At 53.5% G+C, this 26,961-nt stretch carries 24 protein-coding genes and 2 tRNA genes; 12 read left to right on the top strand and 14 right to left on the bottom strand.

The window, feature by feature from the left end; all coding sequences use genetic code 11:
• The first annotated feature begins 120 nt into the window (after positions 1 to 120).
• Positions 121 to 534: a CoA-binding protein gene (locus HX773_RS06150; RefSeq protein ID WP_007887349.1), complete on the top strand. Its 414-nt coding sequence runs from the start codon at positions 121 to 123 to the stop codon at positions 532 to 534.
• Positions 535 to 565: 31 nt separating this feature from the next.
• Here HX773_RS06150 and hspQ read toward each other — a convergent pair whose 3' ends face one another.
• Positions 566 to 883: a heat shock protein HspQ gene (gene hspQ / locus HX773_RS06145; RefSeq protein ID WP_008101422.1), complete on the bottom strand. Its 318-nt coding sequence runs from the start codon at positions 881 to 883 to the stop codon at positions 566 to 568.
• A gap of 59 nt (positions 884 to 942) precedes the next feature.
• Positions 943 to 2,133 carry a 23S rRNA (cytosine(1962)-C(5))-methyltransferase RlmI gene (rlmI, locus tag HX773_RS06140; RefSeq protein ID WP_176970838.1) on the bottom strand — a complete coding sequence of 397 codons (1,191 nt, stop codon included), beginning with the start codon at positions 2,131 to 2,133 and terminating at the stop codon, positions 943 to 945.
• Between the two features lie 85 nt (positions 2,134 to 2,218).
• Here rlmI and yccX point away from each other — a divergent pair, with 85 nt between their 5' ends.
• Positions 2,219 to 2,497, top strand: coding sequence for an acylphosphatase (yccX, locus tag HX773_RS06135; protein WP_176970837.1), 279 nt, complete (start codon positions 2,219 to 2,221; stop codon positions 2,495 to 2,497).
• Here the strand turns inward: yccX and tusE are convergent, their stop codons facing one another.
• Positions 2,498 to 2,824, bottom strand: coding sequence for a sulfurtransferase TusE (gene tusE / locus HX773_RS06130; protein ID WP_101761038.1), 327 nt, complete (start codon positions 2,822 to 2,824; stop codon positions 2,498 to 2,500).
• Between the two features lie 98 nt (positions 2,825 to 2,922).
• The gene (gene yccA, locus HX773_RS06125) at positions 2,923 to 3,576 is read right to left on the bottom strand and encodes an FtsH protease modulator YccA (protein ID WP_007887332.1); all 654 of its coding nucleotides are present in this window, start codon (positions 3,574 to 3,576) and stop codon (positions 2,923 to 2,925) included.
• 222 nt (positions 3,577 to 3,798) lie between these two features.
• Here yccA and HX773_RS06120 point away from each other — a divergent pair.
• The 3 genes from HX773_RS06120 to agp all read left to right on the top strand — a co-directional run bounded on the left by HX773_RS06120 (position 3,799) and on the right by agp (position 5,884).
• Positions 3,799 to 3,886: transfer RNA gene (locus HX773_RS06120), tRNA-Ser, on the top strand.
• Between the two features lie 36 nt (positions 3,887 to 3,922).
• A tRNA-Ser gene (locus HX773_RS06115) sits at positions 3,923 to 4,010 on the top strand.
• A gap of 257 nt (positions 4,011 to 4,267) precedes the next feature.
• The gene (agp, locus tag HX773_RS06110) at positions 4,268 to 5,884 is read left to right on the top strand and encodes a bifunctional glucose-1-phosphatase/inositol phosphatase (protein WP_176970836.1); all 1,617 of its coding nucleotides are present in this window, start codon (positions 4,268 to 4,270) and stop codon (positions 5,882 to 5,884) included.
• Positions 5,885 to 5,938: 54 nt separating this feature from the next.
• Here the strand turns inward: agp and HX773_RS06105 are convergent, their stop codons facing one another.
• The 4 genes from HX773_RS06105 to HX773_RS06090 all read right to left on the bottom strand — a co-directional run bounded on the left by HX773_RS06105 (position 5,939) and on the right by HX773_RS06090 (position 10,701).
• Positions 5,939 to 7,312: an NAD-dependent succinate-semialdehyde dehydrogenase gene (locus HX773_RS06105; RefSeq protein ID WP_176970835.1), complete on the bottom strand. Its 1,374-nt coding sequence runs from the start codon at positions 7,310 to 7,312 to the stop codon at positions 5,939 to 5,941.
• A 56-nt stretch (positions 7,313 to 7,368) separates the two neighbouring features.
• Positions 7,369 to 7,599, bottom strand: coding sequence for a YccJ family protein (locus HX773_RS06100; RefSeq protein WP_007887329.1), 231 nt, complete (start codon positions 7,597 to 7,599; stop codon positions 7,369 to 7,371).
• Positions 7,600 to 7,620: 21 nt separating this feature from the next.
• Entirely contained in the window at positions 7,621 to 8,241 is a 621-nt protein-coding gene (gene wrbA, locus HX773_RS06095; RefSeq protein ID WP_176970834.1) for an NAD(P)H:quinone oxidoreductase, read from the bottom strand.
• A gap of 156 nt (positions 8,242 to 8,397) precedes the next feature.
• Positions 8,398 to 10,701, bottom strand: a complete 2,304-nt coding sequence (locus HX773_RS06090; protein WP_176970833.1) for an Ig-like domain-containing protein — start codon at positions 10,699 to 10,701, stop codon at positions 8,398 to 8,400.
• Positions 10,702 to 11,417: 716 nt separating this feature from the next.
• Between HX773_RS06090 and HX773_RS06085 the strand changes: the two genes are divergently transcribed.
• The 7 genes from HX773_RS06085 to HX773_RS06055 all read left to right on the top strand — a co-directional run bounded on the left by HX773_RS06085 (position 11,418) and on the right by HX773_RS06055 (position 21,991).
• Complete coding sequence (locus HX773_RS06085) at positions 11,418 to 13,814, top strand: Ig-like domain-containing protein (RefSeq protein ID WP_176970832.1); 2,397 nt, start codon at positions 11,418 to 11,420, stop codon at positions 13,812 to 13,814.
• Positions 13,815 to 13,978: 164 nt separating this feature from the next.
• Positions 13,979 to 15,499 (top strand): TolC family protein, encoded by a 1,521-nt coding sequence (locus tag HX773_RS06080; RefSeq protein ID WP_176970831.1) that lies wholly within the window; start codon positions 13,979 to 13,981, stop codon positions 15,497 to 15,499.
• Between the two features lie 125 nt (positions 15,500 to 15,624).
• The gene (locus tag HX773_RS06075) at positions 15,625 to 16,263 is read left to right on the top strand and encodes a LuxR C-terminal-related transcriptional regulator (RefSeq protein WP_370463589.1); all 639 of its coding nucleotides are present in this window, start codon (positions 15,625 to 15,627) and stop codon (positions 16,261 to 16,263) included.
• Positions 16,264 to 16,286: 23 nt separating this feature from the next.
• Positions 16,287 to 16,907, top strand: coding sequence for a LuxR C-terminal-related transcriptional regulator (locus tag HX773_RS06070; RefSeq protein WP_176970830.1), 621 nt, complete (start codon positions 16,287 to 16,289; stop codon positions 16,905 to 16,907).
• A 56-nt stretch (positions 16,908 to 16,963) separates the two neighbouring features.
• Positions 16,964 to 20,566 (top strand): transporter substrate-binding domain-containing protein, encoded by a 3,603-nt coding sequence (locus HX773_RS06065; protein ID WP_176970829.1) that lies wholly within the window; start codon positions 16,964 to 16,966, stop codon positions 20,564 to 20,566.
• Between the two features lie 236 nt (positions 20,567 to 20,802).
• The gene (locus HX773_RS06060; RefSeq protein ID WP_176971007.1) at positions 20,803 to 20,967 is read left to right on the top strand and encodes a general stress protein; all 165 of its coding nucleotides are present in this window, start codon (positions 20,803 to 20,805) and stop codon (positions 20,965 to 20,967) included.
• Between the two features lie 109 nt (positions 20,968 to 21,076).
• The gene (locus tag HX773_RS06055; RefSeq protein WP_176970828.1) at positions 21,077 to 21,991 is read left to right on the top strand and encodes a DMT family transporter; all 915 of its coding nucleotides are present in this window, start codon (positions 21,077 to 21,079) and stop codon (positions 21,989 to 21,991) included.
• On the opposite strand, the gene rutG is transcribed toward HX773_RS06055, so the two are convergent.
• Genes rutG through rutA form a run of 6 tightly spaced genes read right to left on the bottom strand, consistent with a single transcriptional unit; the run spans position 21,988 to position 26,937 of the window.
• Entirely contained in the window at positions 21,988 to 23,313 is a 1,326-nt protein-coding gene (gene rutG, locus HX773_RS06050) for a pyrimidine utilization transport protein G (protein ID WP_176970827.1), read from the bottom strand. The genes HX773_RS06055 and rutG overlap by 4 nt on opposite strands.
• Positions 23,314 to 23,358: 45 nt before the next feature.
• Positions 23,359 to 23,880 (bottom strand): NADH-dependent FMN reductase RutF, encoded by a 522-nt coding sequence (rutF, locus tag HX773_RS06045; protein WP_176970826.1) that lies wholly within the window; start codon positions 23,878 to 23,880, stop codon positions 23,359 to 23,361.
• Between the two features lie 15 nt (positions 23,881 to 23,895).
• Positions 23,896 to 24,699: a pyrimidine utilization protein D gene (gene rutD, locus HX773_RS06040; RefSeq protein ID WP_176970825.1), complete on the bottom strand. Its 804-nt coding sequence runs from the start codon at positions 24,697 to 24,699 to the stop codon at positions 23,896 to 23,898.
• On the bottom strand, positions 24,699 to 25,094 hold the full coding sequence (rutC, locus tag HX773_RS06035; RefSeq protein ID WP_176970824.1) for a pyrimidine utilization protein C: 396 nt from the start codon (positions 25,092 to 25,094) through the stop codon (positions 24,699 to 24,701). The genes rutD and rutC overlap by 1 nt, the downstream gene beginning before the upstream one ends.
• 41 nt (positions 25,095 to 25,135) lie before the next feature.
• On the bottom strand, positions 25,136 to 25,846 hold the full coding sequence (rutB, locus tag HX773_RS06030) for a pyrimidine utilization protein B (RefSeq protein WP_008109438.1): 711 nt from the start codon (positions 25,844 to 25,846) through the stop codon (positions 25,136 to 25,138).
• Positions 25,846 to 26,937, bottom strand: coding sequence for a pyrimidine utilization protein A (gene rutA / locus HX773_RS06025; protein WP_064741207.1), 1,092 nt, complete (start codon positions 26,935 to 26,937; stop codon positions 25,846 to 25,848). Before rutA ends, rutB begins: the two co-directional genes overlap by 1 nt.
• Positions 26,938 to 26,961: the final 24 nt, after the last annotated feature.

The following is a 26,961-nucleotide window of genomic DNA, read 5'->3' as shown; positions in this document are numbered from 1 at the left end:
GCAGTAAATTTACATTTTTACATATTTATTCGTGCTGCTGCGCAAAGTTCTGGTGCCCGGCAGTTGCAGCCTACTGCGCAATGCCATCTACACTTAAGCGAATGAACCAGGAGAAAAAAGATGAATGATCAAACGATTCGCGATGTGCTGACTAAAACCAAACGTATCGCGTTAGTGGGCGCCAGCGATCGTCCCGATCGCCCGAGCTATGGCGTGATGAAATACTTGCTCGATCAGGGATACGAGGTGATTCCGGTGAGTCCTAAACTGGCGGGACAGCAACTTCTCGGCCAAACCGCCTATGCCACGCTGGCGGATGTACCCGGAAAAGTGGATATGGTGGATGTGTTTCGCAATGCCGAAGCGGCGTGGGGCGTAGCGCAGGAAGCGATCGCCATTGGTGCGGATACGTTGTGGTTACAGCTGGGCGTGATTAATGAGCAGGCAGCGGTGCTGGCGCAAGATGCGGGTATGACCGTGATAATGGATCGTTGTCCTAAGATAGAAATTCCGCGGCTGGGTATTACGCACTAAAACAGAAACGGCGACCTGAGTCGCCGTTTGATTAATGTCTCAGGCTGGGTGCCTGCAGCTGTTGCCGGATTGACGCGGCCAGCTCATCCATTGAAGGTTGTTCGGGATGTTCGAAGGAGGTTTCCCCCGCCAGCTGAACTTCAGCGACATAGGTATGCACCTGATCGCCTTCTTCATCTTCCATCACCACATGATACCAGGGCGCGGCGCGCAGCGTTTCGCTGGCAGCGACATCATCAACTTCTGGCTCATCAAGCGAAAACTCCGGATCGACATCCACGATAACGCCGAGCACCCCGGAGAGACGATGTCGGACCTGCTGTCCAATTCCAAATTTAGTCGTAATCATTGTGACCTCCCAAAAGACTGCCCTGTATCCAATATGGAGGCAGGGACAGCGTTTTCAAGTCACAGCACGCGGCAGGCAAAACCTTTCAGATAAAGCCCTTCAGGATAGCTGGCGATCACTGGATGGTCGGCTGCCTGACGGAACTGCTCTATAAATTGTACATCACGACCGGCATCCACGGCGGCATCAGCGATGATTTTCTGGAACAAATCGGTCGGCATCAGGCCAGAACAGGAGAAGGTCAGCAACACGCCGCCCGGATTCAACAGCTGAATGGCAAGCATATTGATATCTTTATAGCCGCGACACGCGCCCATCAACTGGTTCTTGTTCTCAACGAATTTCGGCGGATCCATGACGATCAGGTCGAACTTTTCGCCGCTGTCGCGATAACGACGCAGCAGTTTGAACACATCATCACGCACGAACTGGGCGCGCGACACATCCAGACCATTGAGTTCAACGTTCTGTTTCGCCACGTCGAGTGCGTCCTGCGAAGTATCAACGCTGATCACTTCACGGCAGCCGCCCATCAAGGCAGAAACCGCAAAACCACCGGTGTAAGAGAAGCAGTTCAGCACGCGTGCATTATCTGAGTAGCCACGCGTGGCAAAACGGCTGTCACGCTGATCAAGGTAATAACCGGTTTTATGACCGCCCTGAATATCCACCAGCAGCTTCATGCCGTGTTCAGTAATCGGCAGCAACGGTGGCGGCAGCTCACCCGAAACCGGGCCTTGCGCCAGCTCCAGTCCCTCTTTTTTACGCACCGACACGTCTGAGCGATCGTAAATAGCGCAATCTGGGAAGCACTGCTGCAGGGCTGAGACGATGGCCGGACGCTGATACTCGGCACCGGCAGACAACAGCTGCATCACCAGGAAGTTGCCGAAGCGATCGATGGTCACGCCCGGCATGCCATCGGACTCGCCGGCAATCAGGCGATAGCTGTCCAGCCCATCACGTTTTGCCAGCCAGTCACGCCACAGCTGCGCTTGCTCAAAACGGCGCACGAAGAAGGTGATGTCGATTGACTCATCCTGTTGCCAGCTCCAGACGCGTGCGCGAATTTGTGATTGCGGAGAATACGCGGCGCGAGCCAGCCATTTGCCATTGCTGTCACAGACATCAATGGTTTCACCAGACTGGGCTTTACCTTCCATACGTGCAACGGCACCAGAGAACACCCACGGATGGCGGCGGAGCAGGGATTTTTCACGTCCCTTTGCGAGAATCAATCGAACGGTCATAGTTTGCTATGCTTACCTGAAAAAATGAGGCGCCATTTTCCGGCGGATGGCGGCAAATTGCAACGCAAGGTGATGGGAGAACGCAATGGCAACCACATGCTGCAAAATTTGGGTGCATGGCATCGTGCAGGGCGTGGGGTTTCGCTACCACACGCAAGCGCAGGCCAGAGAGTTGAATCTTAACGGTTATGCGCACAATCTGGCGGACGGCAGCGTTGAAGTGCTGGCGTCCGGTGAAGCGCAACAGGTCGATGCATTGATCAGCTGGTTAAAAGCGGGTGGGCCGCGTAGCGCGCGGGTGGATAAAGTGCTGGTCGAACCGCATCAGCCCACGCAAATGCCGACCCGATTCACTACCGGCTGATTACAAGCATTTCGCCGGTTTTGGCAATCCGGCAATCTTGGTCGCTTGCTTCGCCGGGCCTTCCGGGAACAGACGGAACAGATAGCGGCTATTGCCTTTCTCCTCGCCATACTTTTGGGCCATGGCTTTCACCAGCATGCGCACCGCCGGCGACGTATTAAATTCCTGATAAAAGTTGCGCACAAAGTGCACCACTTCCCAGTGCGCGTCACTCATCACGATCGCTTCTTGCTCTGCGATGGCGGCGGCCAGCGGCTCGCTCCAGTCCGCGCTATTTTTCAGATAGCCTTCCGCATCGGTGGCAATCTCTTTACCAGCAAAATTCACAGTCATTCCTCATCGCGTTAATCAACACATTGTAAATTCGCCCGGCCGTAAAAAGCAAAAACCCCGCCGAAGCGGGGTTTAATCACTATTGCAGCAGCTTAATCGCGGTTAGCGAAGCCCAGCAGGCTCAACAGGCTAACAAAGATGTTATACAGCGAAACATACAGGCTCACGGTGGCGCGAATGTAGTTGGTTTCGCCGCCGTGAATGATGTTGCTGGTTTCCCACAGAATGGCACCGGCAGAGAACAGAATGAACAGGGCGCTAATCGCCAGATGCAGCGCAGGCAGTTGCAGGAAGATGTTAGCCACCACCGCTACCAGCAGCACCACAAAGCCGGCCATCATCATGCCACTCAGGAATGACATATCGCGGCGCGTGGTCAATACATAGGCCGAGCAACCGAAGAACACCAGCGCGGTGCCGCCCAGCGCCATGGCGATCACATCACCCATGCCCGCAGTGAGGAACGAACTCAGGATTGGGCCAAGGCAATAACCGAGGAAGCCGGTGAAAGCGAAGGCCGCCAGAATCCCTGCCGGACTGTTAGCCAGTTTATGCGTCAGGAACATCAAACCATAAAAGCCCACCAGCATCAGAATCAGGCCCGGTGAAGGCAACGCAAACACGGTGCTGAGTGTGGCGGTGACCGCCGAGAAGGCCAGCGTAAAGCCAAGTAACAGATAAGTATTGCGCAGCACCTTGTGGGTGCTGACTAACGATTGCTGCGACGAGCTAAAAATTCTTTCCATCACGCGCTCCTTAAAGAGAGAAACACCAAATATGGCACGAGGATACGCAGCGCTTGAAAGACAGAAAAGGCGTTTTACCCATCTTTACGCGATAAATTGCTGTTTCACTGAGCAGAATGGCGAAATTGACGCCGAAAAAATAGAATTTGGCTGTTTTTCAGCCGAACGAATCATTGCAGGCTTTACATCGTTATGGGGGATGTTTATAGTGCGCCTCATTGCGGAGGGGTGGCCGAGTGGCTTAAGGCAACGGTCTTGAAAACCGTCGATGGGAAACCATCCGAGAGTTCGAATCTCTCCTCCTCCGCCATTCACTCTTGCAGAGTGACGCAACAAAAAAATCCCCGGAGGGATGGCCGAGTGGCTTAAGGCAACGGTCTTGAAAACCGTCGATGGGAAACCATCCCAGAGTTCGAATCTCTGTTCCTCCGCCATATTAAAGAAGCCCGCAGAAATGCGGGCTTTTTGCTTTTCTGCGTTCACAGATTCCGAAAAACATCGCGTTGCTTTTCAATCTGCTGCCGTTCCCCAACGCCACGCGCGTTTACTGCTATATTCCATGCACGGTTTTTTGCAAACATCTGGCGATTTTCCGATGCAAGCTGAGTTACACTGTGCGGTAATTCGCTCTTTGGCGGGCTAATCGTTTGAAAGCCAGAGTGTTTCACTGATGAATTATGGAATAGGCACAATGATCAAGAAACTGAGTCTTTGCGCGTTGTCAGTCATCGCTGCGCTCCCGATGGGCATGTCCGCCTATGCTGCGGATGGAGATATGCAACTCCAGCAGGTGCTGATGTTAAGCCGTCACAATCTGCGTGCGCCGCTCGCCAATAACGGCAGCGTACTGGAACAATCCACCAAGAAGAGCTGGCCGCAGTGGGATGTCGCGGGTGGTGAGCTCACCACCAAAGGTGGCGTGCTGGAAGTCTACATGGGGAATTACACCCGTCAGTGGCTGGCACAGCAGGGCTTAGTCCAGAACGGTACTTGCCCGGACAGCAGCAACATCTTTGTCTACGCCAACAGCCTGCAGCGCACTGTTGCTACCGCGCAGTACTTTATCACTGGCGCCTTCCCAGGCTGTGATATCGCGGTAACGCATCAGGATGCGATGGGCAGCATGGATCCTATCTTCAATCCGGTCGTCACCGACGGCAGCGATGAATTCAACAAGAAAGCGTTGGCTGCTATGACCGCCGCCAATGAAAAGCTGGCACTGAAGCCTGCCTTCCAGCACCTGGAAAAAATCGTCGATTACAAATCTGCCCCGGCTTGTAACGGCAAAAAGCAGTGTGATTTGAGCAGTGGCGACAACACCTTCAGCGCGGATAACGGTAAAGAGCCGAACGTAAGCGGCCCGCTGAAAATCGGCAACTCGCTGGTGGATGCGTTCACGCTGCAATATTACGAAGGTTTCCCGGCCGATCAGGTTGCCTGGGGCCAGATCAAAACGCCGGAGCAGTGGAAAGAGCTGGCGTCGATCAAAAACGGTTATCAGGATGCGCTGTTCGCCTCTCCTGAAGTGGCGCGCGAAGTGGCGGCACCGCTGGTGGATTACATCCGCAGCCAGTTAGTCGATCAGGACAAGGCCAACGCGCCAAAAGTGACGCTGATGGTTGGTCATGATTCCAACATCGCCTCCTTACTCAGCGCGCTTCAGGTTAAGCCTTATGAACTGCCGGGCAACGATGAGAAAACGCCGATTGGCGGTCAGGTGGTATTCGAACGCTGGCACGATGTGAAGAACAACAAAGATCTGCTGAAAATTGAGTACGTCTATCAAACGGCCGATCAGCTGCGCGATGCCGATGTGCTGAGCCTGAAAAATCCGCCGAAGCGCGTCACGCTGCAACTGGCGGGCTGTGAAACGGATGCCAACGGCTATTGCAGCTGGGATCAATTCACCGGCGCATTGAATGGCGCTCTGCAAGGTACGCCACTGCAGCCTGCAGCTGCACCGGCTGCGGCAGAACAGCCAGCACCAGCGGCCGCAGCACCAGCTGCAGATGACGCTAAGCAGAAAGCCGATCAGGCTGCTGCGGATAAAGCAGCGGCAGACAAAGCAGCAGCGGATAAAGCCGCAGCACAGAAGGCTGCAGACGCGAAAGCGGCGGAAGAGAAAGTGAAGGCGGATAAGGCGGCCGCGCAGAAAGCGGCAGACGAGAAAGCCAAAGCGGAGAAAGCCACTGCCCAAAAAGCAGCGGATGACAAAGCCAAGGCCGATGCGGCAGCGGCGCAGAAAGCACAAGCCGATGCAACGCCAGCCAAGCCAGAAGAGCCGGCCAAACCAGCGACCAATAACTGAGTTTGCTGCTAAAAGAAAACCCCGCCGCGGCGGGGTTTTTTTATGCCTGTGAACTTAACCGGCGACGACCACCAATTTCTGGTTGGCGAACTCTTTGATACCCAAATCCGACAGCTCACGTCCGTAACCGGAACGTTTTACGCCACCAAACGGCAGCTCTGCTGAGGTATCGCTCTGCGAATTGATAAACACCATGCCGGTTTCAATCTGCGACGCCATCTTACGGCCGCGCGCAATGTCTTTGGTCCAGACCGAACCGCCCAGGCCGTAATTTGAATCATTCGCCAGCGCCACAGCGGCACGATCGTCCGCCACCACATACACCTGCGCCACCGGGCCAAAGAACTCCTGATAGTAAGCCGGATTGTCTGGCGTCAGACCGGTGAGCACCGTTGGCTGGTAATAGCAGCCGACGCCATCAATGGCGCGTCCACCAAACTCCACGCGCGCGCCATTTTTTACCGCTTCATCAACCTGCTTCACTAAACGATCGCGCGCATCTTTTGAAGAGAGCGGGCCGAGCGTGGTTTTCTCATCGAGCGGATCGCCCGGCGTGGCAGATTGCAGAGCCGCGCTGAATTTGGCCATAAACGTATCGGCAATTTTCTCATGCAGAATAAAGCGCTTGGCGGCGGTGCACACCTGGCCGCAGTTGCTGAGGCGAGCTTGCGCACCCTGACGAACCGCTTCATCGATATCGGCATCGTCCAGCACCACAAACACATCGTTACCGCCCAGCTCCAGCGTCGATTTCTTCAGATGTTTACCGGCCTGTTCCGCCACGGCGCTACCAGCGCGTTCGGAACCGGTCAGCGCCACGCCTTGCACGCGCGGATCGGCAATCAGATCCGCGACCTGATCGGTGGAGATAAACAAGTTGGTCCATGCGCCTTTTGGCGCACCGGCTTCTTCTACCAGCTTTTCAAACACATCGGCGCAGTGCGGCACGATATTGGCGTGTTTCGCCAGGACCGGATTGCCGAGCGCCAGGTTGGGCGCCAGCACGCGCATCAGCTGATAGTAAGGAAAGTTCCACGGTTCAACCGCGACGATCACGCCAATCGGATGGTACTCAAGCCAGGCATCGCCCACATCGCTGGCGTAGGGTTGTGGCTGTAAAAATGTCGCGGCATGTTCAGCGTAGTAGCGGGCGATCTGCGAACAGATTTTCACTTCACCGCGGCTTTGCCCAATCAGTTTGCCCATCTCTTTACTGGCGATGGTCGCCAGCTCTTCGGCACGTTGGTCAATCAAGTCGGCTAAACGGTGCAGCACCTGCAGACGCGGCTGAATATCGCCTTTACTCCACGCGGAATGATAAAGCGCATCTGCGGTTTTCAGCGCCTGCTGTGCATAGGCATCATCGTGCTCGTTCCACGCTTTTAACAGTTGGTTATTGGCTGGATTGATACTTTGATAGGCTGACATACAAGGCTCCTTGGTGATGTAAAGGTAACAAAGGCGGGACAATGCCCGCCTGCAATTCAAACGTTTTTGCGCTCGACCGTTTTATCGTCCCAGGTCAGAACATCCTGGTCGGTTTTTTTGAAGGCGCGAATCAGCACTTCATCGCTGCCTTGCTGGCTCCAGATCTGCTCGGCTAAACGTTCGTCGTAGTTGGCTACCTCAAAAATGGCTTCAGCGATTTCGCGTGAAGTGTGGCGCAGTGATGCCCATTCGCCTACGTGATGCTCTTTAGACTGTTCTGTTGTCATGAAGGTCTCCTGTTGTGGATTTTATCCCTGCAGCTTTACCGCCAGTCCGGCGACGTGTTGGCCCTGATAACGGGCAATATCCAGTTCTTCCGCCGAAGGTTGACGTGATCCATCTCCGCCCGCCAGCGTGGTGGCGCCGTAAGGCGTTCCGCCGCGGACGTGGGAGATGTCGAAAAGTTCTTTAGTGCCATAACCGATGGGAACAATCACCATGCCGTGGTGGGCGAGGGTGGTCCAGACGGAAGTGATGGTTTGCTCCTGGCCGCCGCCGGTGCCGGTGGAGGCAAAGACGCTGGCGATTTTGCCGTACAGCGCCCCCGAAGCCCACAGGCCGCCGGTGCGATCCCAGAAGTTACGCATCTGGCCCGCCATATTGCCGAAGCGCGTCGGCGTGCCAACGATGATGGCATCGTACTGCGGCAAATCTTCCGGTTTCGCTTCAGGCGCGGCCTGATTCACTTTGCCGCCAACCTGGGCGAAACGCTCTGCATCCATGCTTTCCGGCACGCGTAAAATCGTGACTTCCGCGCCGCTCACACTCTTTGCACCGTCGGCCACGGCTTGCGCCATGGTTTCAATGTGTCCGTACATCGAATAATAGAGCACCAAAATCTTTGCCTTACCGCGTTGTTCATCTTGCATCTCAATGTCCCTTCAGCAAACGAATCTAAAGGAAAGCGTAGCACATGGAATTGTTCCCATAATTCGCCATAAAATTCGGGTTTCATAGAGTTCTAAATCCAAAAAACAAAGCGCATTGGCGAAGGCTCAATGCGCTTTGTTTATTAGCTAATGAACTTAGAGACTTTGCAGATACTGCTCTTCCAGTGAATCTGAAGGCTGCATCGCCACCATGGCATAAGCAGTAGGTAATGCCTCATACAGGCTATCTTGGGACATCGCGGCCAGATCTAACGTCAGCGGAGTGATATCCAGCGTTACTGGCATGTCTGGTGCAAGCAACATATCGCCTTCATCAATCAGTAGATCACTAAACGACAGGCTAGACAGAGTCGTCTCATCTTGCAGCATTGCATTGCCTTCCTCTAACGAGAACATCGAACCGTACGCCTGTTTCGTAAAAGTGAAGTTTTCGCTGTACTCATTGCCGACTTTGATTCTTAGAGTATTTTCGCCATTAGGGAAACCGGCGTTAATATCCCAGCGACCGTTGAAGTCGGTCTGCACTCGACCATAGAACGAACCATTCAGATACAGCTCGACAGTGGTATTGCGCAGAGCGGTACCGCTAACAATGAAGCTGTCTGCTGATGTGGTGTCGCCATCGCTAACCATTCCCTGCGTACTGTACAAACGATCAATGCTCAGATCTGTTGAGGTCACGCCATCCACGTTGACAACGAAGCCTTCACTTGCCTGTGAACCATCGGCATTGGTGATATGCAGAATGTTTTCGCCATCATTTAATACCGGTGAATACGACCAGTTGCCTGCGGCATTCGCGACAGCTTCACCTACAACTTCATCATTCGCATAAATCACGACGACGGAATGAGGCTGCGATGTTCCCGAGAGGATTAGCTTTCGGTTCGCGGTCATGTCACCGCTTTCCAGGAAGTCACCCGCATTGACTGCGTCAAACACATTCAGTGGCAATGCAATGACAGGTTCTGGTGTTGGCTCTGGTGTCGGTCCCGGCGTTGGCTCAGGAGTTGGAACCGGTTCTGGTTCAACAGGTGCAACCGGCACGCCTTCGGGCTGAACGGTAATCAAATAAGGCTCACTACGTTCACCGCCCGACGCGATTTGCAGTTGATGTGTTCCGTTGCTAAGTGTGGCTTTATAGCTCCACTTACCTTCGCTGTCAGTACGGATGTAAGCGACCTCATTGCCGTTTACCAGCAGGCGCACCAATGCATTCGGCTTATCACCGGTGCCGCTTAGCAGGACGGTATTACCGTTAGTGGTGCCACCTTCAGGAACGGCGTCGTTATCGCTGCTTTGATTGATGATACCGGTAATCGCCGCTACCGGTGCCGGTGTTGGCTCTGGAGTCGGCTCTGGAGTTGGTTCAGGGATAGGCTCAGGGGTTGGAGCCGGTTCTGGTTCAACAGGTGCAACCGGTGCACCCTCGGGCTGAACGGTAATCATATAAGGGTCGCTACGCTCACTCCCTGACGCGATCTGCAGTTGATGTGTTCCGTTGCTAAGTGTGGCTTTATAGCTCCACTTACCTTCGCTGTCAGTACGGATGTAAGCGACTTCATTGCCGTTTACCAGCAGGCGCACCAACGCATTCGGCTTATCACCGGTGCCGCTTAGCAGGACGGTATTACCGTTAGTGGTGCCACCTTCAGGAACAGCGTTGTTATCGCTGCTTTGATTGATGATACCGGTAATCGCTGATACCGGAACCGGAGTTGGTTCTGGCGTTGGTTCAGGAGTTGGTTCAGGAGTTGGCTCAGGTTCCGGAGCGGGTGGCATAACCGGCGCGGTAACCGGCTGGACATCAATGTTAATCACTTCGCTCCACTCACCGCGAGAAACGATCTGCAAGTTGGTGCTGCCGGTTTGCAGAATCGGCTCATAACGCCAGTTTCCTTCGCTATCGGCGATCACGCGGGCGATTTCCTGACCGTTAGAAAACACCTGAACGGTGGCGTACGGTGCTGGCGCGGTACCTGTGATGATGACGAAATTACCGTCGGTGGTGCCGCCTGCAGGAACATCGTTTTGTTCACCGCGCACATTTTTTACGCTGCCGATGGTTGCTGCTTTCGGTGCTGGTGGTGTAATAGGATCGGGAGTAGGAAGCGGATTTACAGGCTGAACGGGCTGAGATTCAATCACCACTGGGAAGGTGTCGCTCATCTGGCCTTGAGACATCACACTTAAAGAGTGCCCACCATAGTTCAGTGGCTGAGTTGGGGTAAATGACCAGCTGCCGGTATTATCGGACTGCGCAACACCGATAAAGCGACCATGAGAATAGATAAAAACCATACTATTGGCGGGTGCGGTGCCTTCTAACGTGGGTGTGGTATCGCTGGTACGGCCGAGGAAAGGAATTGTTTGGTCTGTATCGTTGGAATTATCAATGACTGAGGTGATTTGAGGTTTTGACCGAAATATTGTCGACATAAATTTAAGTCCTTATAAACGTATTAAATATGTTTTCCCTGGTGTTTCAAGTACAACAACACTGTTTAGTTAGTAAGTGTCCTGCTTAGTGTAAGGAATCAAAGGATAGAGCAAATTGGGAGAGGTCTTGCATTTAGGTAAAGATTCGTGAGCAAGACGTTACTGACTATCATATGGAATATTTTTAATGGTTTTTATATTTAAGGCTGAAGAGTTATAATTGTGTCAGTGCTCGTAATTTCAAAGTTTGAGTTTATCCTCGGCATGTTTATTCATCGCTTTTATTAATTTTCTCACCACACTCCAGCTTGCAGTGAAACCAAAGAAAGACATTTCCTTTTATTCAGAAAGTGCTTGTTTTTCTGTTTATTACAGTTAGTTAGTCCGCGACGCATCTTGTATTTCTTTACGTGAAAAAACGAAACACAATGTCGATAAGGCTCAAAGTTGACCTTAAGGCCGTTGTAAGTTTTTAACTTAAAAAGGATATTGTCATGACGACTAAATTTACTCCACTCAGCACCTCTGGGCGTACCCCGCCAGAAATTACTCGTGTAACTGATGCCACGGGTTCGATTATTAATGATGGTTCTACCAGTTAGGGGAATTTATTAACGCTCTCGGGTATCGGAGAGCCGTTAACCGCGTTGATGATCTTCGTTGACGGCGTGCGAGTTCAGATTGGTACCACGCGTGCCGATGGCAGTTGGAACGTGATGATTAATATCAACGGTGACTTTGGCGACCACCTAATTGAAGTGAAACAACCTAGCGAAAATGGACTGCTGAGCGATGCATTTCGCGTGACCACGATTGAGCCACCTATCGATACGCGCCCGACCATTGCAGTTGCTTTAGATGATGACCATGGTTTTTTAGTCTCGATCGGCGATGGTACCCAAACCACCGACGGTGATCCGCTATTACGCGGTAGCGCTGAACCTAACAGTCTTGTGCAGATTGTGATTAATGGACAGGTGCATGCCACAGTACAAAGCGACGAAAATGGCGAATGGAGCAGCAACCTGCTTCTGCTTGAAGGGGAAAACAACATTGTCGTTCAGGTAAACGGTGAAGATAGCCTGCCTTATCACATCACTTACACACCCGTTGCGGTTGTTGAACCTGAATTGCCTCGCGCGCCAGTCATTACCGAGGTTTTCGCCAATCAGGGCCAAATCGGCGACATTCTTAACGGCGGAGAAACTGACGACCGTACGCCAGTTTTGCGGGGTACCGCTGAACCTGACACGCGGCTGGAAGTGATGGTTAATGGGCAGATTTTCACCCATTGGGTCCCAAGCGACGGCAACTGGACGCTGACCGTTACCCTACAGGCAGGCCATAATGAGATCATCGTCTCCTCTGCCGGACAAAGCACTGATCCCTTCATTATTAACTATTCAACGGCATCACTACCGAAACCTGAGATCACCTCCGTATGGGCCGATGAACATCAGATCGGTGAAATTGCCAATGGCGGCAGCACTAAAGACGGCACACCGCGCATCCATGGACGCGCGCTGCCTAATTCTGTCGTTGAAGTAACGGTGAATGGTCAGGTTTACACGGCTTACACGGTGAGAAATGGAAGCTGGAGCGTTGAGGTCACGCTGCAGGAAGGGCGTAACGAAATCATTGCTTCCATCAACGGGCAATCCGCCGAACCGTATATTATCGATTATGCCGTGCCCGAGAGCATGAAGCCGGAAATCTTTGCTGCCTTTGCCGATGAAAATCAGATGGGTGATATCGCCAATGGCGGCTCTACGGACGATCGCACTCCACGACTGAGTGGACGTGGAGAGCCGAATACCCTGCTGGAGGTGTCGGTCAATGGTCGAATGTATTTAACGCTTATCGGAAACAATGGTCTTTGGAATCTTCAGGTCAGATTGAGTGATGGGCATAACGAAATTATCGCGACCTCAATGGGCAAGAGCAGCGAAACGTTTGTCATCAATTTTGCGCTGCCAGAAGTCGCCACACCTGAAATCACCTACGTGTTTGCTGATGAACATCAAGTTGGTGATATTTCAAACGGTGGCAACACCAACGACCGCACCCCGCAATTGCAGGGAAAAGGCGAACCCAACTCCATGCTTCAGCTCTACGTCAATGGTGAGCTATACAGCCTCTACATTGGCCACAATGGCAACTGGAATATCCGGATAACGTTGCAGGATGGGTACAACGAAATTGTTGCCGTCTCAGGTAACAAAAGCAGTGAACCGTTCATCATCGAATATGCTGCCCCTGCCGCGCCTAAACCGACAATTACGGCGGCTTTCGCTGACGAAGGTCAGATTGGCGAAATCGTTAACGGTAGTGTAACGGATGACCGTACACCACGTTTAAGTGGTAAAGCAGAACCGAATGCCAACCTTGAAGTGACAGTGAATGGTCAGGTTTACCATACCTGGGCAGGTTGGAACGGTTACTGGAGTTTCACCGTTACGCTGAGCGAAGGACATAACGAGATTATCGTTTCATCAGCGGGTCAAAGCAGCGAACCGTTTGTTGTCGATTACGTTGCAGCCCCTACGCCAGCGAAACCAGAAATCACCCACATTTTTGCTGATGAAGGGCATATTGGCGAAATTTTTAACGGTGGTACGACGAATGACCGCACGCCACGCATCAGCGGGCAGGCGGAGCCTAACGCCATGCTGCAAGTGATGGTGAATGGCCAAACCGTGCACGCCAAGGCCGGCTGGAATGGCCACTGGAGCATCAACGTTACCTTGAATAAAGGTTTCAATATGATCCTGGTCTCTTCTGCTGGCGTAACCAGCGAGCCACTTTATCTAACCTTCGATCCACTGCAATCAGCAAAACCACAAATCACCAATATTCTCGGCAATGATGGAGATATGGGTGAGATTATTAGCGGTGGTATGACCGATATTCAATCTCCGCGCCTGAGTGGAACAGCCGAGCCAAATAGCCTACTGGAATTGATGATTAATGGTCAGCTTCATACCACGATGGTCAGAAGCAATGGCTACTGGAGCCTGTGGGTTAACTTGCAGGAAGGTACAAATGAGATTGTTGTCACTTCTGCTGGACAAAGCAGCGATCCATTTGTCATTAACCGGCGCCTGCGGCAGTAACCCTGAACCGCGCGCCGATAACTGCAAGTATTCCAACGCGCGTACCTGCTCCTGATGTGTTAGCACCTCATGCGGCAGCAAATTTGAAGTCAGCACCGGTAACTGTGGACCGCACAACGATAAACGCGAGTATTCCCGCACGCGAAGCCGTTGCGCCAAAACCTATGTCAGCGGTAAAACCGATCCAATCAGGTCAACCTTTACTGGTATGGGAAACCTCGCAGCCAAAACCGGTGCTTACGCCAGCGCCCGCCTTAACTAATAATCCGGGACCTGCGGTTACGCCACGTGCACAGCAACGTGCGCAAGAGGAACTGCAACAGCAGCAAAATGTGACATTTGATCCATTTACAGCCGTACCGGAGGAACCGGTTGCCGCGTCGAAACAGGATGATGTGCTGCTCAAGCGCACTAACGCGCTGCCGACGGCTGAAGCATTGAACCGCAGCCATCATGTGGCGGGACCGGGGGAGAGCGCGATCAGAGAAATCTTCTATCACGCCGCGCAAATTGCACTGAAAACCAGCCCACAGTTACGAAGCGCGCAATTTAACGCATCGGCCGCTGAGGCTAACGTCAAAGAAGCGAAAGGGCAGCGTTGGCCGCAGGTCGATGTTGGGAGCAGCTCGCGTTCTTATCAATTCGGGGGTGGTGAAAAAACCAAACAAAGCAACACGCCAGCAGTAAACCTGAATATGGCGACCACGCTGTTTGATTTTGGTCAAATCAGCAATACCATTGATAGCCGACAAAAAACCGCAGCGGCGGCCGGTATTGCAGTTAATGCTTCTGCCGAAGATTTAGCCTGGCAGGTGAGTCAGGCATTAGTGGAACTGAGTAAACAGCGCCTGATCATTGAGCTGAGCCAGCAATACGTCGCCCGCATGAAAGAGTTGGTTAAAATGCTGAGCGGCATTGTCGGTTCTGACCCTGGTCGTCGCAGTGAATTGACTCAGGCGAAAGGACGCGAGTTACAGGCACAATCTTCTCTGGATAATGCCCTGGCGAAAACGCGCGAAACCGAAATCACTCTGCATAAACTGATCGGTAACACCGACATTGCGTTACCGCGTACCGCCCAGTGGAATTTACAGCAGACCTCGGTGGAGCGACTGCTTTCCGCCGTGAATCACCATCCGGTGGTACGTCAGGCGCAGGCACAGGCCGAAGCCGCAGTGGCGGAAGCGAAAGCGGTAAGATCGTCGAATCTGCCTAAAGTTAACTGGGTAGTTAGTAAAAATACCGCCGAGGATCAATTTGGCCGTCAGCAAGCGTGGCAAACCGGTGTTAACGTTAGCTGGGGCTTGTTCCGCGGTGGTTCAGGCACCGCCGCTGAGCAGGCAGCACTGCAGCGTGCAGAAGCTAGCCGTGAACAAATTGCAGAGCAATTGCGCGATCTTGACTATCGTATACGTAACGCCGATCAGGATGCGCGTTCAATGTTACAGCGCGCTGATTTGTATCGTAATTTAACCGTTGAATCCGATCGTATCCGGTTAGCCTTCTTTGATCAGTGGTATCACCTGGGGAAGAGGACGCTGCTTGACGTACTGTCAGCCGAGTCTGATTACTACAACAACCGTGTTGCTGAAGTGACTAATCGCTTCGACAGTTACAGTGCCATTTTCCGTGGCTATGCGAGCGCAGGGCAGTTGATTCCCTGGCTGAGCGGTAATTTACGCTAAGTATTCAATCTTTTATGCAACAGAGTGACAACACCCTTAATGGAGGGGACTATTAATGAGTTGGTTATCTAATAATAAAAAAATTTCTATTGTGCTACTCGACGATCATCCGACGCTCTCTTGAAGTGGTTGTTACAGATGAAAAAGATTTGGTGCTAAGCGGCTGCTTCGGTTTAAGCCAGGATTTGATGCGCTATTTACGTAACAACCAACCGGATGTGTTAATCCTTGATTATATTTTAGGCGATGAAGAGTTAGATGGCTTATCCCTGATCCGACAAGTGTTGAACCATTATCCGGGAATAAAAATCCTGCTCTCCTCATCGGTTGAAAGTGTTGCCGTGGTTCGCACCGCCTATAACATCGGCATCCGTGGTTATGTCAGTAAACGCGCGCCGATGGAAGAGTTTTTCGCGGCGATCCGTCATGTCGCGAAAGGTTATATTTATACGCCTGAAAACATTGAACATGAGCTTTCACTGTTCGCTGGTAAAATGTCGGCGCATGCGGCAGCGAAGGGTAACGAGCAGATTGAGGGCGAAGAGCCCGCGGCAGACGTGGTTTTCCGTAATGTTGAGCTGCTTACGCCGCGTGAATCTGAAGTGTTACGCTGCTTTTTAGACGGCATGACCATTTTAGAAATCTCCGCCAAGGTCAAGCGTAGCCGCAAGACCATCAGTGGCCATAAGCAATCTGGCATGCGTAAGCTGGGCATCAAGAGCGATATTGAGCTGTTCAAATATCGTGATGATTTATTTAATTAATAACGATGATGAACAGAATAATTGTGGTTGAATCACATGTGCAGAAACGTGGGCTTATTGATGATCTTTTGCTTCAAGAGAATATGCAGATCATAGGCCATGCAACGAACGGATTTGAGGCACTGCATTTGGTTGAAGAATATCAGCCTGACATGGTGCTGATGAACGCAGAATTACCGGCGATCTCGGCATCTGAGGTTTTAGACTTGTTCAACAATCGCCATTATGCTGGAAAAACGTTGCTGATTACGTCAAGACCCTGCGAGTCTGCTACTGAGGCCTTTCGTCGCCGTGGTGCTGCGGCGTTAATCGACGAGGCTAATTTGGTGGCGGATCTCCCGCGCGCTTTAGACGCGGTGAATGCCGGCTATGCTTTCTTTCCCTGGCACCCAACGGTGGAATTGGCTGAATTAACAGCCTCTGAACCTTCGGCATCATTGTTACATTCGCTTTCGGCTCAGGAAAATAGAGTATTGCGTTATCTACTTAATGGCTCGAGTAACTGCGATATTGCCAGGGTCATGTGCCTGAGCAATAAGACAGTGAGCACCTATAAAATGCGTCTGCTGCAGAAAACCGACACCAAAAACCTCGTTGAACTGATAGCGAAATTAAACCCGACGGGGAAAGCTTTTCTGAAGTGACGCCTGTAGAGGGCAGTTAAAAAAATCATTATGGCGGTAAGCGGATAAGGAGCAGTATGAAATTTTGGCGTTGGCCGGGAATCGGATTGGGTTTGATGTTAAGCATAGTGCTATTTGGCTTGTTGCCGGTAAACGCGGCAACGGAGCAAATCGCATTACTCAATCGCGTCACGCCAGCGTCAGAATCGCTGCCTGAACTCACGCTGTCGCCTGCGGCCAAATCATGGATAACTCAGCATCCAGTGCTTAAAATTGGTGTTTTATCGCAAGATTGGCCCCCGTTTGCCCAACGCTCCAGCCGCAATGAAATGCAGGGCATTTCGGCCGATTACCTGATTCAAATAGCGCAAATGCTCGGCATAAAATTACAAGTCACGCGTTTCTATAACGATCAGGAAGCCTGGCAAGCGCTGCAGCGTCAGCAAATTGATATCATGCCTAATTTAAGTGCATGGCAAGTACCGCAGGATATTACTCTCAGCGTACCATACGCCAGTGTGCAGCCTATCATTGCGGTGCCGATGGCTCAGAATCAGCAACCTGGCTATTATCTCACCGACCGTAGGGTGGCAATGGCCCGGGGATTTATTCCTGAGGCGGTGTTTAAACGCTATTATCCTCTCGCAAAACTGCACGTTTATGACAATTACCAGGATGCAATTAGCGCCGTGGCATTTGGTCACGCGGATGCTTTTTTTGGCGATGCATTTCCAGTCAGTCGTAACTTTTTAAATAATATGCGGATTGCCCAATATGCCAATATGCCGGAAATTAACATCGGCTTTGCGCTTAATAAGCAAAACACACTGTTGCTCGATTTAGTTAATCAAGCCATTACAACCCTACCTGCTCGTTTTAAAGAGGAAGTGTTGCAGAGTTGGTTACCGGGTCGCGGTGAGATGACGCTGAATGGGCGGCGCATCGATTTGAGCGAAGAAGAGCTTAGCTGGATTAAAAATCACCCTCAGGTTTCGGTATTAACGCTGGAGAATTATGCTCCCGTCTCGTTTATCGATAATGATGGCAATGTGCGCGGTATCGGGCCAGAAGTCCTGTCATTAGTGGCGTTACGCACCGGATTAAATTTTCGCTTTTCCAGCGCGTCCACTGTGACGTCGATGATAAATCAGGTTGCCGAAAACAAAGCGGACATGTTGGTTTCGTTAACACCCAGTCGTCGTCGCAGTGAAGTCCTCCGTTTCTCTCTCGGTTATGTACGAAATGCCTTTGTATTGGTTGTGCGCAAAGAAAACCAGCAGGTTATTCGGCTGAATGATTTAAAAGGAAAAACGCTTGGCATGATTGCCGGCAACGGCCTTGAGGACTTCATTCGCCAGCGTTATCCAGAGATAAAACTGGTGACAGCAAATGATGCTAATCATGTCATGGCGTTATTAGATGACCGTCGAGTCGATGCAGTAATCAATACCTTAATAAATAGTGAGTATCAGATTCTCGCCAAATATGCTGATGAATTCAAAATTGTGAACACGGTAGGCACCAATCCCGCCTATATCGCTTTCGCTATGTCAAAGGATCAGCCCATTTTGCAGAGCATTATTGATAAAGTGTTGCTCTCTTATTCCACCGATGAATTGGATTTAATTGCCAACCGCTGGCGGCCGAATAATATGGTGGTGGCTAACAGCTTTTGGTATCAGTATCGCACCACAATTATCGCCTCTTTAAGCGTGGCGTTAGCGTTGATTATGATCTCTGCCGTTTGGGCTTTCTATCTACGCCGTCAGATTACCCTCAAGCAGCAGGCGCAAGAAGCGCTGGCGGATCAAAACCAGAAAATGCGACAACTGGTGGATGGTACGCCGTTCCCAATGTTTACCCGTGATACGCAAGGTCGACTGACCGACTGCAATCGACATTATCTGGATACGGTCGGTAATGAAAAAGCCTCTTCACTGGGGCGTAATATTATTGAGGAAGGTGCACTGCACGATCCGCAAAAAGCCGTTGAAGTTCACCAGATGTTTATGGATGTGATGGCCAATGACACACCCGTTTCTGCGGATCGGCATTACGTATTAAATCCACACTCGGGTGAACCGCAGCGGCTGGCGGTGTTTTTCTGGGTTCAGCCCTTCCGTGACGCCGCCGGAAAAATGGCTGGCGTGCTGGGGGGGTGGATGGACATCACTGAGCGCCAGAACATGACCGAAGCACTGCGCATCGCGAAAGATCAGGCCGAAGAAGCCAGCCGGGCAAAATCTACCTTCCTGTCCACCATGAGCCATGAAATTCGCACCCCGTTAAACGCGATTATTGGCATGCTGGACATTGCTATCCAGAAGGGAAAACAGGGTGAGCTGGATATGCAGGCGTTGGAGGTGGCAACGGAATCTGCCGACGGTTTGGTGGAGTTGATCGGCGACATTCTGGATATTTCACGCATTGAAAATGGTCGTGTCGACCTTGATCCTAAACCCGGCAATATTGTTGAGATTGCCCGCAGCGTGGTGAACACCTTCAAAGGTTTAGCGCTGCAAAAACAAATTGAACTGACGCTGAGGGTGCCGCAGGACATGCCGCACAATGTGCAGATTGATGCGCTGCGCATCAAGCAGGTGATCGCTAATCTACTGAGTAATGCGATTAAGTTTACCGACATCGGCAGCGTGTCATTGCAGGTGAGCCAACAGGTCGACGTTCGCAGCAATTTTGCCCACATCACGCTACAGGTAAAAGACAGCGGCGTGGGCATTGCCCCTGCACAACAGCATCACCTTTTCCAGCCCTTTGAGCAGGCGGACAATCGACGTAAAGGCACCGGCTTAGGACTGTATATCAGCCAGTCGTTCTGCCAGATGATGCAGGGTGATATCACCCTGGAGAGCGTTCCGGGCGTAGGCACTACGGTAACGGCGTCGGTTGCCCTACCGCTGGCAGCAGCGGTGTCAGCAGCTTCGGCCGAACCGCCAACATCACCAGAACAGCTTGCTGCTATGCGTATCATGGTGGTTGATGACAATGCGGCGAATCGTTTGTTGATGCATAAGCAGTTAACGTTATTAGGGCACCAGGTGATGGAGGCGGAGAGCGGCGAGGCAGGGCTGGCGTTGTTCCACCAACATGACTGGGATGTGATGATCACTGACTGCAATATGCCGGGCATGGATGGTTATCAACTGGCCGCCGCTATCCGTGAAGCAGAACAACGCGGGCAGAATGCCGCAATTCCCATTATTGGATTTACCGCCGATGCGATGAGTGAAGCGCGCTCGCGTTGTTTGCGCGCCGGGATGAACGGATGTTTATTTAAGCCTTGTACCCTGGATGACGTGCGTCGGGCGCTGACTGAAGTGGTACAAACCGCACCACCAACGTCTGTCTTGCTGGATTTCTCAATGTTGGCGGGCGATGACAAAACGCTAAAAGCGCGTATTGTCGGCCAACTTTTGCGCAGCACCCGCTATTATCTTGAAGAGTTACAACAATTATTGTCACAGCAGAATAGTGATGATTTGCTGACGCTGACCACGCATATTATGACGTCGGCGCAAACAGTGAATGCGAATTTTATGCTGCATGCTTGCGAAGCCGTAAAAAAGGCTAACGGACTCGAGCGTCTCACTGCCGGATATGCGCTGGAAAAGGCCTTGAAGCGTTTTAGCGTGCTGCTTGAAGGTGAATCCACGCTCAATTAGAAACAGAGACGACTGCGATACCATTTAGTGTCGGCTAACTGCTTGTAACGCGGCGGTAAATTCGGTTTTTCGCAGTTAAATGAGTGAATTATCTGTTTCAAAGTATGAACAGGGCGCGGGATGGGTGATTGAGTTGTCTATTATTTATGCAGGTGGACGGAATATCCGTCACCGCGCTTTTCACGGCAGCAACGTGATAAGCCCTCAATCTGGATGATCAATCGCTGGAGGAAATGATGGCCGAACATCGTGGAGGATCAGGCAATTTCGCTGAGGACCGTGAAAGGGCCGCAGAAGCGGGTCGCAAAGGCGGCAAAAACAGCGGGGGTAATTTTAGAAACGACCCGCAGCGCGCTTCTGAAGCCGGTGAAAAAGGGGGACGCAGCCGCGGTAACAAATAGCGCGACGGCCCGTCAATCCCTGGCCGCCGGGTTCGCCCGGCGGTAACAAGCATTGCATTTTCTCCTCTCTCTGAGCAAACTGACCGCCAACTGATTATTCTGGTGCGTTATGTCCGCTTCCTCTTCTCGTCTCAGCCTGCGTATTTCGCGTCAGGAGCTGGTCCTTATTTTTATTACCATGGTTTGGGGTGGCACCTTTTTGGTGGTACACCGGGCGATGGCACATTCCGGCCCCTTCTTCTTTGTTGGATTACGTTTTGCCACGGCATCGCTCCTGCTGGCGTTTTTCTTCCGTCGTTATCTGAAGCAGGTGACCTGGCTGGAAATTAAAGCTGGCGCGCTGATCGGCTTGTCGATTGCCGGTGGCTATGGCCTGCAAACCTGGGGCATGCAAACCATTTCCAGTAGCCAGTCGGCGTTTCTCACCGCGCTGTATGTGCCGGTGGTGCCGCTGCTGCAATGGCTGTTCCTGCGCCGCCCGCCCGGATTAATGGCGTGGCTGGGCATTCTGCTGGCGTTTACCGGTTTAGTGCTGGTGGCCGGTCCGCAGGATGGCAGCTTGACGTTGAATGCGGGTGAAATCGCCACCTTGCTGAGTACGTTGGCGATCGCGGCAGAGATCATCCTGATCAGCCGTTATGCCGGGCAGGTTGATGTGCGCCGCGTCACGCTGATTCAGCTGATGGTGGCGTCGGCCTGCGCCTTTGTGCTGATGATTCCGAATGGTGAATCGGTTCCTGCCATGTCGACGCCGCTGCTGCTGAGTGCATTAGGTTTGGGAGCCGCCAGCGCGTTGATTCAGGTGACGATGAACTGGGCGCAACGCAGCGTTTCACCGACGCGCGCGACGGTGATTTACGCCGGTGAACCGGTATGGGCGGGCGTCGTAGGGCGTTTAGCCGGTGAGCGCTTACCTGCCGCTGCGCTACTGGGCGCGGCATTGATTGTGTGTGGTGTGATCGTCAGCGAACTGCGCATTCGCCGCAAGAAAGCGGTGCCCGATCAGGCACCGCTCGAACCTTAAGGATGTTGTCGTGCCGCCTGGTTCGCCAGTGCGGCGCCGCGACGTTGCAGAATTGCGTTGAGGATGATGGCACCAAAGGTTGCAGTACCGATGCCGCCAAGGGTAAAGCTACCAATCTTCAGGGCAAAATCACCTGCGCCCAGCACCAGCGTGGTTGCCACCATGATCAAATTGCCATTCTGATTGAAATCCACATGGTTTTGCACCCAAATGCGTGCGCCTGCCACCGCAATCAAACCAAATACGACAATCGATGCGCCACCAATCACCGGACCGGGAATGGTGTGAATGAGCGCGCCAAACTTCGGTGAAAAGCCGAGCACCAACGCAATCACTGCGGCAGCCACGAAAGCCAGCGTCGAATAGACTTTAGTCACCGCCATCACGCCGATATTTTCCGCGTAGGTGGTGACACCACTGCCGCCGATCGAACCTGACAACATGGTTGCCAAACCGTCGCCGACAAAGGCGCGGCCCATCCACGGATCGAGATTGCGTCCGGTCATGCCTGCCACGGCTTTAATGTGCCCAAGGTTTTCCGCCACCAGAATGATCGCCACAGGCGCAATCATCACGATGGCCTGCATATCAAAGATCGGTGCGGTGGTGTGTGGCAGGCCAAACCATGGCGCATTGGCAAGGCCGCTGAAATCCACCGGTTTACCAAAGCCCATCACGTTGGTCAGCAGCGCGTAAATTGCCCACGCCACAATCAGCCCCACCAGAATCAGCAGGCGCTGGATCATACCGCGCGTGAACACCGCCACCAGACCGATGCACAACACCGTCATCACCGCCATCCAGCTGTCGAACATCGAGCCGGAAACGCCGTGTACCGCAATCGGTGCCAGATTAAGACCAATCGCCATTACCACCGCGCCGGTCACCACTGGCGGCATCAGGCGTTCGATCCAGCCGGTGCCGACTTTCATCACGATCAGGCCAATCACCGTATAAAGCGCGCCGCAGGCGATGACGCCGCCTAGCGCCAGCGCCAGATTGGGATTGAGTCCCTGGCCGTTAAAGCCGGTTACCGCAATGATCACACCGACAAATGCCGCACTGGAACCGAGATAGCTGGGTACGCGTCCGCCGGTGACAAAGAAGAACAGCAGCGTACCGATGCCGGAAACCAGAATCGCCAGATTGGGGTCCAGTCCCATCAGCAACGGCATCAATACCGTTGCGCCAAACATTGCCACAGCATGCTGCAGACCAAGGACCATCGTCTGCGCAAACGGCAGCGTTTCGTCCGGTGCAATCAACCCGTCATCGGTCAAGGCTGACTTTTTCTGCCAGCGGGGGAACCAGGAACTCGCCATCGTCATCTCCAGGGTGTCAGTGAAAGCGGGCCGCACAAGGCGGCATTAGCGGGCGTCCTGCCGTAAAAGGTGATGATATCCACGGTCAAACCACGCCAGGCCGTGAGTTTCATCATTGCGCACCAGCGCCTGCACTTCACAAAACAGAATGTCGTGCGTGCCCACGCTGACCACTTGCGCCACTTTGCAGTCAAACGACACCAGTGCGCCGTCTAACAGCGGTGAACCGCTGGCAAGCGTGAGCCAGTCAGCGGCGGCGAAGCGTTCTGCCATCGGCGTTTTACCGCCAAACAGCGTTGAGAGATCTTCATGCCCGGCGGCCAGGGTGTTAACGCAGAGATAACCGTTGTCGCGAAAAATCGGCCACACCGATGCCGAACGATTAAGGCATATCAGCAGCGTGGGCGGCGTATCGGTGACGCTGCACACCGCCGAGGCGGTAAAACCGGCGCGTCCGGCGGGGCCGTCGGTGGTGATGATATTCACCGCCGCGCCTAAGCACGCCATCGCGTTACGAAACGCATCGCGTTCTACACCGGGTAACACTGGCAGTTCATGCACGCTCATTGGCGGCTCCTGTGATTAGCTGGCCGCTCGCTGGGCAGGCGCAGCCGTATCGGCCAGCCAGCGCAGCAGCAGCGCATTAAAGTTGTCGGCATCGGTGACGCTCATCGCGTGTCCGCCCCAGGCCATCTCAATCAGGCTGCCGTTGGGCAGCGCCTGCGCCAGCTGCGGTGAGCAGCTCCACGGCACCAGCAGATCGTCCTGACTGCAGATCGCTAACACCGGCTGGGAGAGGCGCGCCACATGTGGACGGAAATCCGCGCTTTTCAGCGCATGCAAGCGGCGCAGCAGGTTTTCCATGCCCTGGAAATGGGCGACATGGTGCGCATCTTCAGCGTTAATGCGCTCCTGATTGCGCGCCAGCCATTCCGCGGGATAGAGGAACAGCGGCTGCGCCCGCACAAAGGCTTCGACGCCGACGTTCATCAGCAGATCCTGACGCACCTGGAAGCAGCGCTGCGTGTGCGCATCCAGCGAAAGCCAGCCGTTGATCACCACCACGCGCCCCACACGCTGCGGGAAGTCCAGCGCCAGCTGCAGGCCGATTAAGCCGCCCAGCGCATGGCCGATAATGTCGTAATGCTGAATGCCGTGCTGTTGCAGCGTTTCTGCCAGTTCCGCCGCCATCATCGTCATGCTGTAGCCGTCCGGCAGCGTATCGGCGCTGCGGCCGGTGCCGCGCTGATCGTACGTCACCACGCGATAATGCGGCGTCAGCGCCGCCAGCTGCGGCTGCCAGAAACCGGCGACGCCGCCTAAACCGGAAGCGAGCACCAGTGTCGGCGCATCTTCAGCGGTTAAACCCTGAATCTCCAGATGCATCACGCCTCCTGTTTGCCGATATGCGCAACGCTGGCGATTTCGATCAGCGCATCCGGTTTCACTAAGCCGCACTGAATGCAGAAGCGCGCCGGTTTATCGCCGGGGAAGTATTCGGCGTAGATCTGGTTAATCGCCGCGTAGTTGCTCCAGTCGGTGAGAAAAATCGAATTGAAGGTCACGTCGTCCATGGTGCCGCCAGCGGTTTCGATCACCTTTTTGATGGTCTCCAGCACGTGACGCGTTTGCGCGGCGGCATCACCGACGTGCACCACTTTGTTGTTGGCATCGAACGGCAAGGTGCCGGAGACGTAGACGATGCCGTCAGCTAAGGTGCCGGGCACGAATGGCGCGATTGGCGTACTGGTGCCGGGCGGAATAATCACACTTTTAGGCATGGCGAAATCCTCTTCTTAAGGGCTGCAGGTGAAGCGAGGCGTTAGCTTTTCAGCGTTTCGCAGAACGTGTCGGTATCGCTGACCCAGCCAAAAAACGTTTCGATATTGAAAATGGCCGCCTGCTGGGCAAACGCCGGACCTGCCTGATAGGTTGCGTCCTCCAGCACCACGCCGAAATATTCCAGGAAGAAGCCATCACGCAGCGTCGATTCCACGCAGACGTTGGTGGCGATGCCGGTAAACACCAGATGGCGAATGCCACGGCTGCGCAGCATGCTGTCGAGTGAGGTGTTGAAGAAGCCGCTGTAGCGCGGTTTCGGCAGCACGATATCGCCCTCCTGCGGCACCAGTTCATCGACCAGCGCATAATCCCAGCCGCCTTTCGACAGCAGCGTGCCTTGCAGTTCCGGGCGCTTGCGCATGGTTTTCAGCGCGTTGGATTTGTGGAAGTTGGGGGATCCGGCGTCACCGGCTTCAACATATTGGTCGTCCCAGCCGTTCTGGAACCAGATGATCTGCATCCCGGCGGCCCGCGCCGCGGTGACCGCCTGATGAATTTTGGCAATCACCGGTTTGGTAGCGGAGACATCAAAGCCCGCCAGATCGAGGTAGCCGCCTTGCGTGGCGTAGGCGTTCTGCATATCCACCACAATCAGCGCACTTTGCGCGGGCGGCAGCGCGATGGCTTCCGGGCGCGCCGGTAAGGTGACGTTCGGTAAACTTGAGGTGTGGGCGCAAACAACGGTACTCATCAGGCAACCTCCTGCTGGGATGCGATTAAATCGTGGCGACACTGCATTAAGGGCTGAATACGTTCACCGAAATCTTCGATGCCTTGCAGGAAGTCGTCGAAGGTGAGCAACACGCCTTGCGTGCCATCTACTAATGCAACCTCATCCAACATTCGTGCCACATTGGCGTAAGAACCCACCAGCGTGCCCATGTTGATGTTGACGGCGGAGGTCGGATCGGCCATTTGGCGCACATTGGTGTCGCTACCAGATTTGGTGTCCTGCTGACTTTGCGTGGTGAGCCAGGCGAGTGCCTCTTCATCGGCACCGGCTTTGTAGTGCTCCCATTTGGCGCGTGCGGCTTCGTCGCTCTCGGCGGCGATAATCATAAACAGCACATAAGAGCCGACGTCGCGGCCCGCTTTATCGGCAGCTTGCTTCATACGCGCGGCGGTTGGCGCGAAGGCAGTTGGCGTGTTGACGCCTTTGCCGAAGCAGAAGTTGTAATCGGCGTGCTGCGCCGAGAACGCCATGCCCGCATCGCTCTGGCCGGCGCAGATCACTTTCATCGGTTTCTGCGGCTGCGGGCTGACGCGGCAATCGTTCATGGTAAAGAATTCGCCCTTGAAGTCGCTCTGGCCGGTGCCCCACAAATCGCGCAGCACGGTGACGTATTCGGTCAGATATTGGTAGCGGCTGGAGAAGTAAGCATCGCCCGGCCACAAGCCCATCTGCTCGTACTCGGGTTTCTGCCAGCCGGTGACGAGGTTGACGCCGAAGCGGCCATTGGAGATGGAATCAATGGTTGAGGCCATACGCGCCACAATCGCGGGCGGTAAGGTCAGCGTGGCGGCGGTGGCGTAGATCTCAATGCGCGAGGTCACCGCCGCGAGTCCCGCCATCAGCGTGAAGGATTCGAGGTTGTGATCCCAAAACTCCGTTTTACCGCCAAAGCCGCGCAGCTTAATCATCGAAAGGGCAAAGTCGAAATGATAATGCTCCGCTTTCAGCACGATCGCTTTGTTCAGTTCAAAGGTCGGTTTGTATTGCGGCGCATGGGTGGAGATCAGCCAGCCGTTATTACCAATCGGGATAAAGACGCCAATTTTCATGTGAAACCTCTCTGCATTAGACGG

The organism is Pantoea sp. B9002, assembly GCF_013385945.1.
Lineage (GTDB): Bacteria > Pseudomonadota > Gammaproteobacteria > Enterobacterales > Enterobacteriaceae > Pantoea.
The sequence above is the reverse complement of the archived record's forward strand: the minus strand, read 5'-3'. Positions and strand labels throughout refer to the sequence as shown.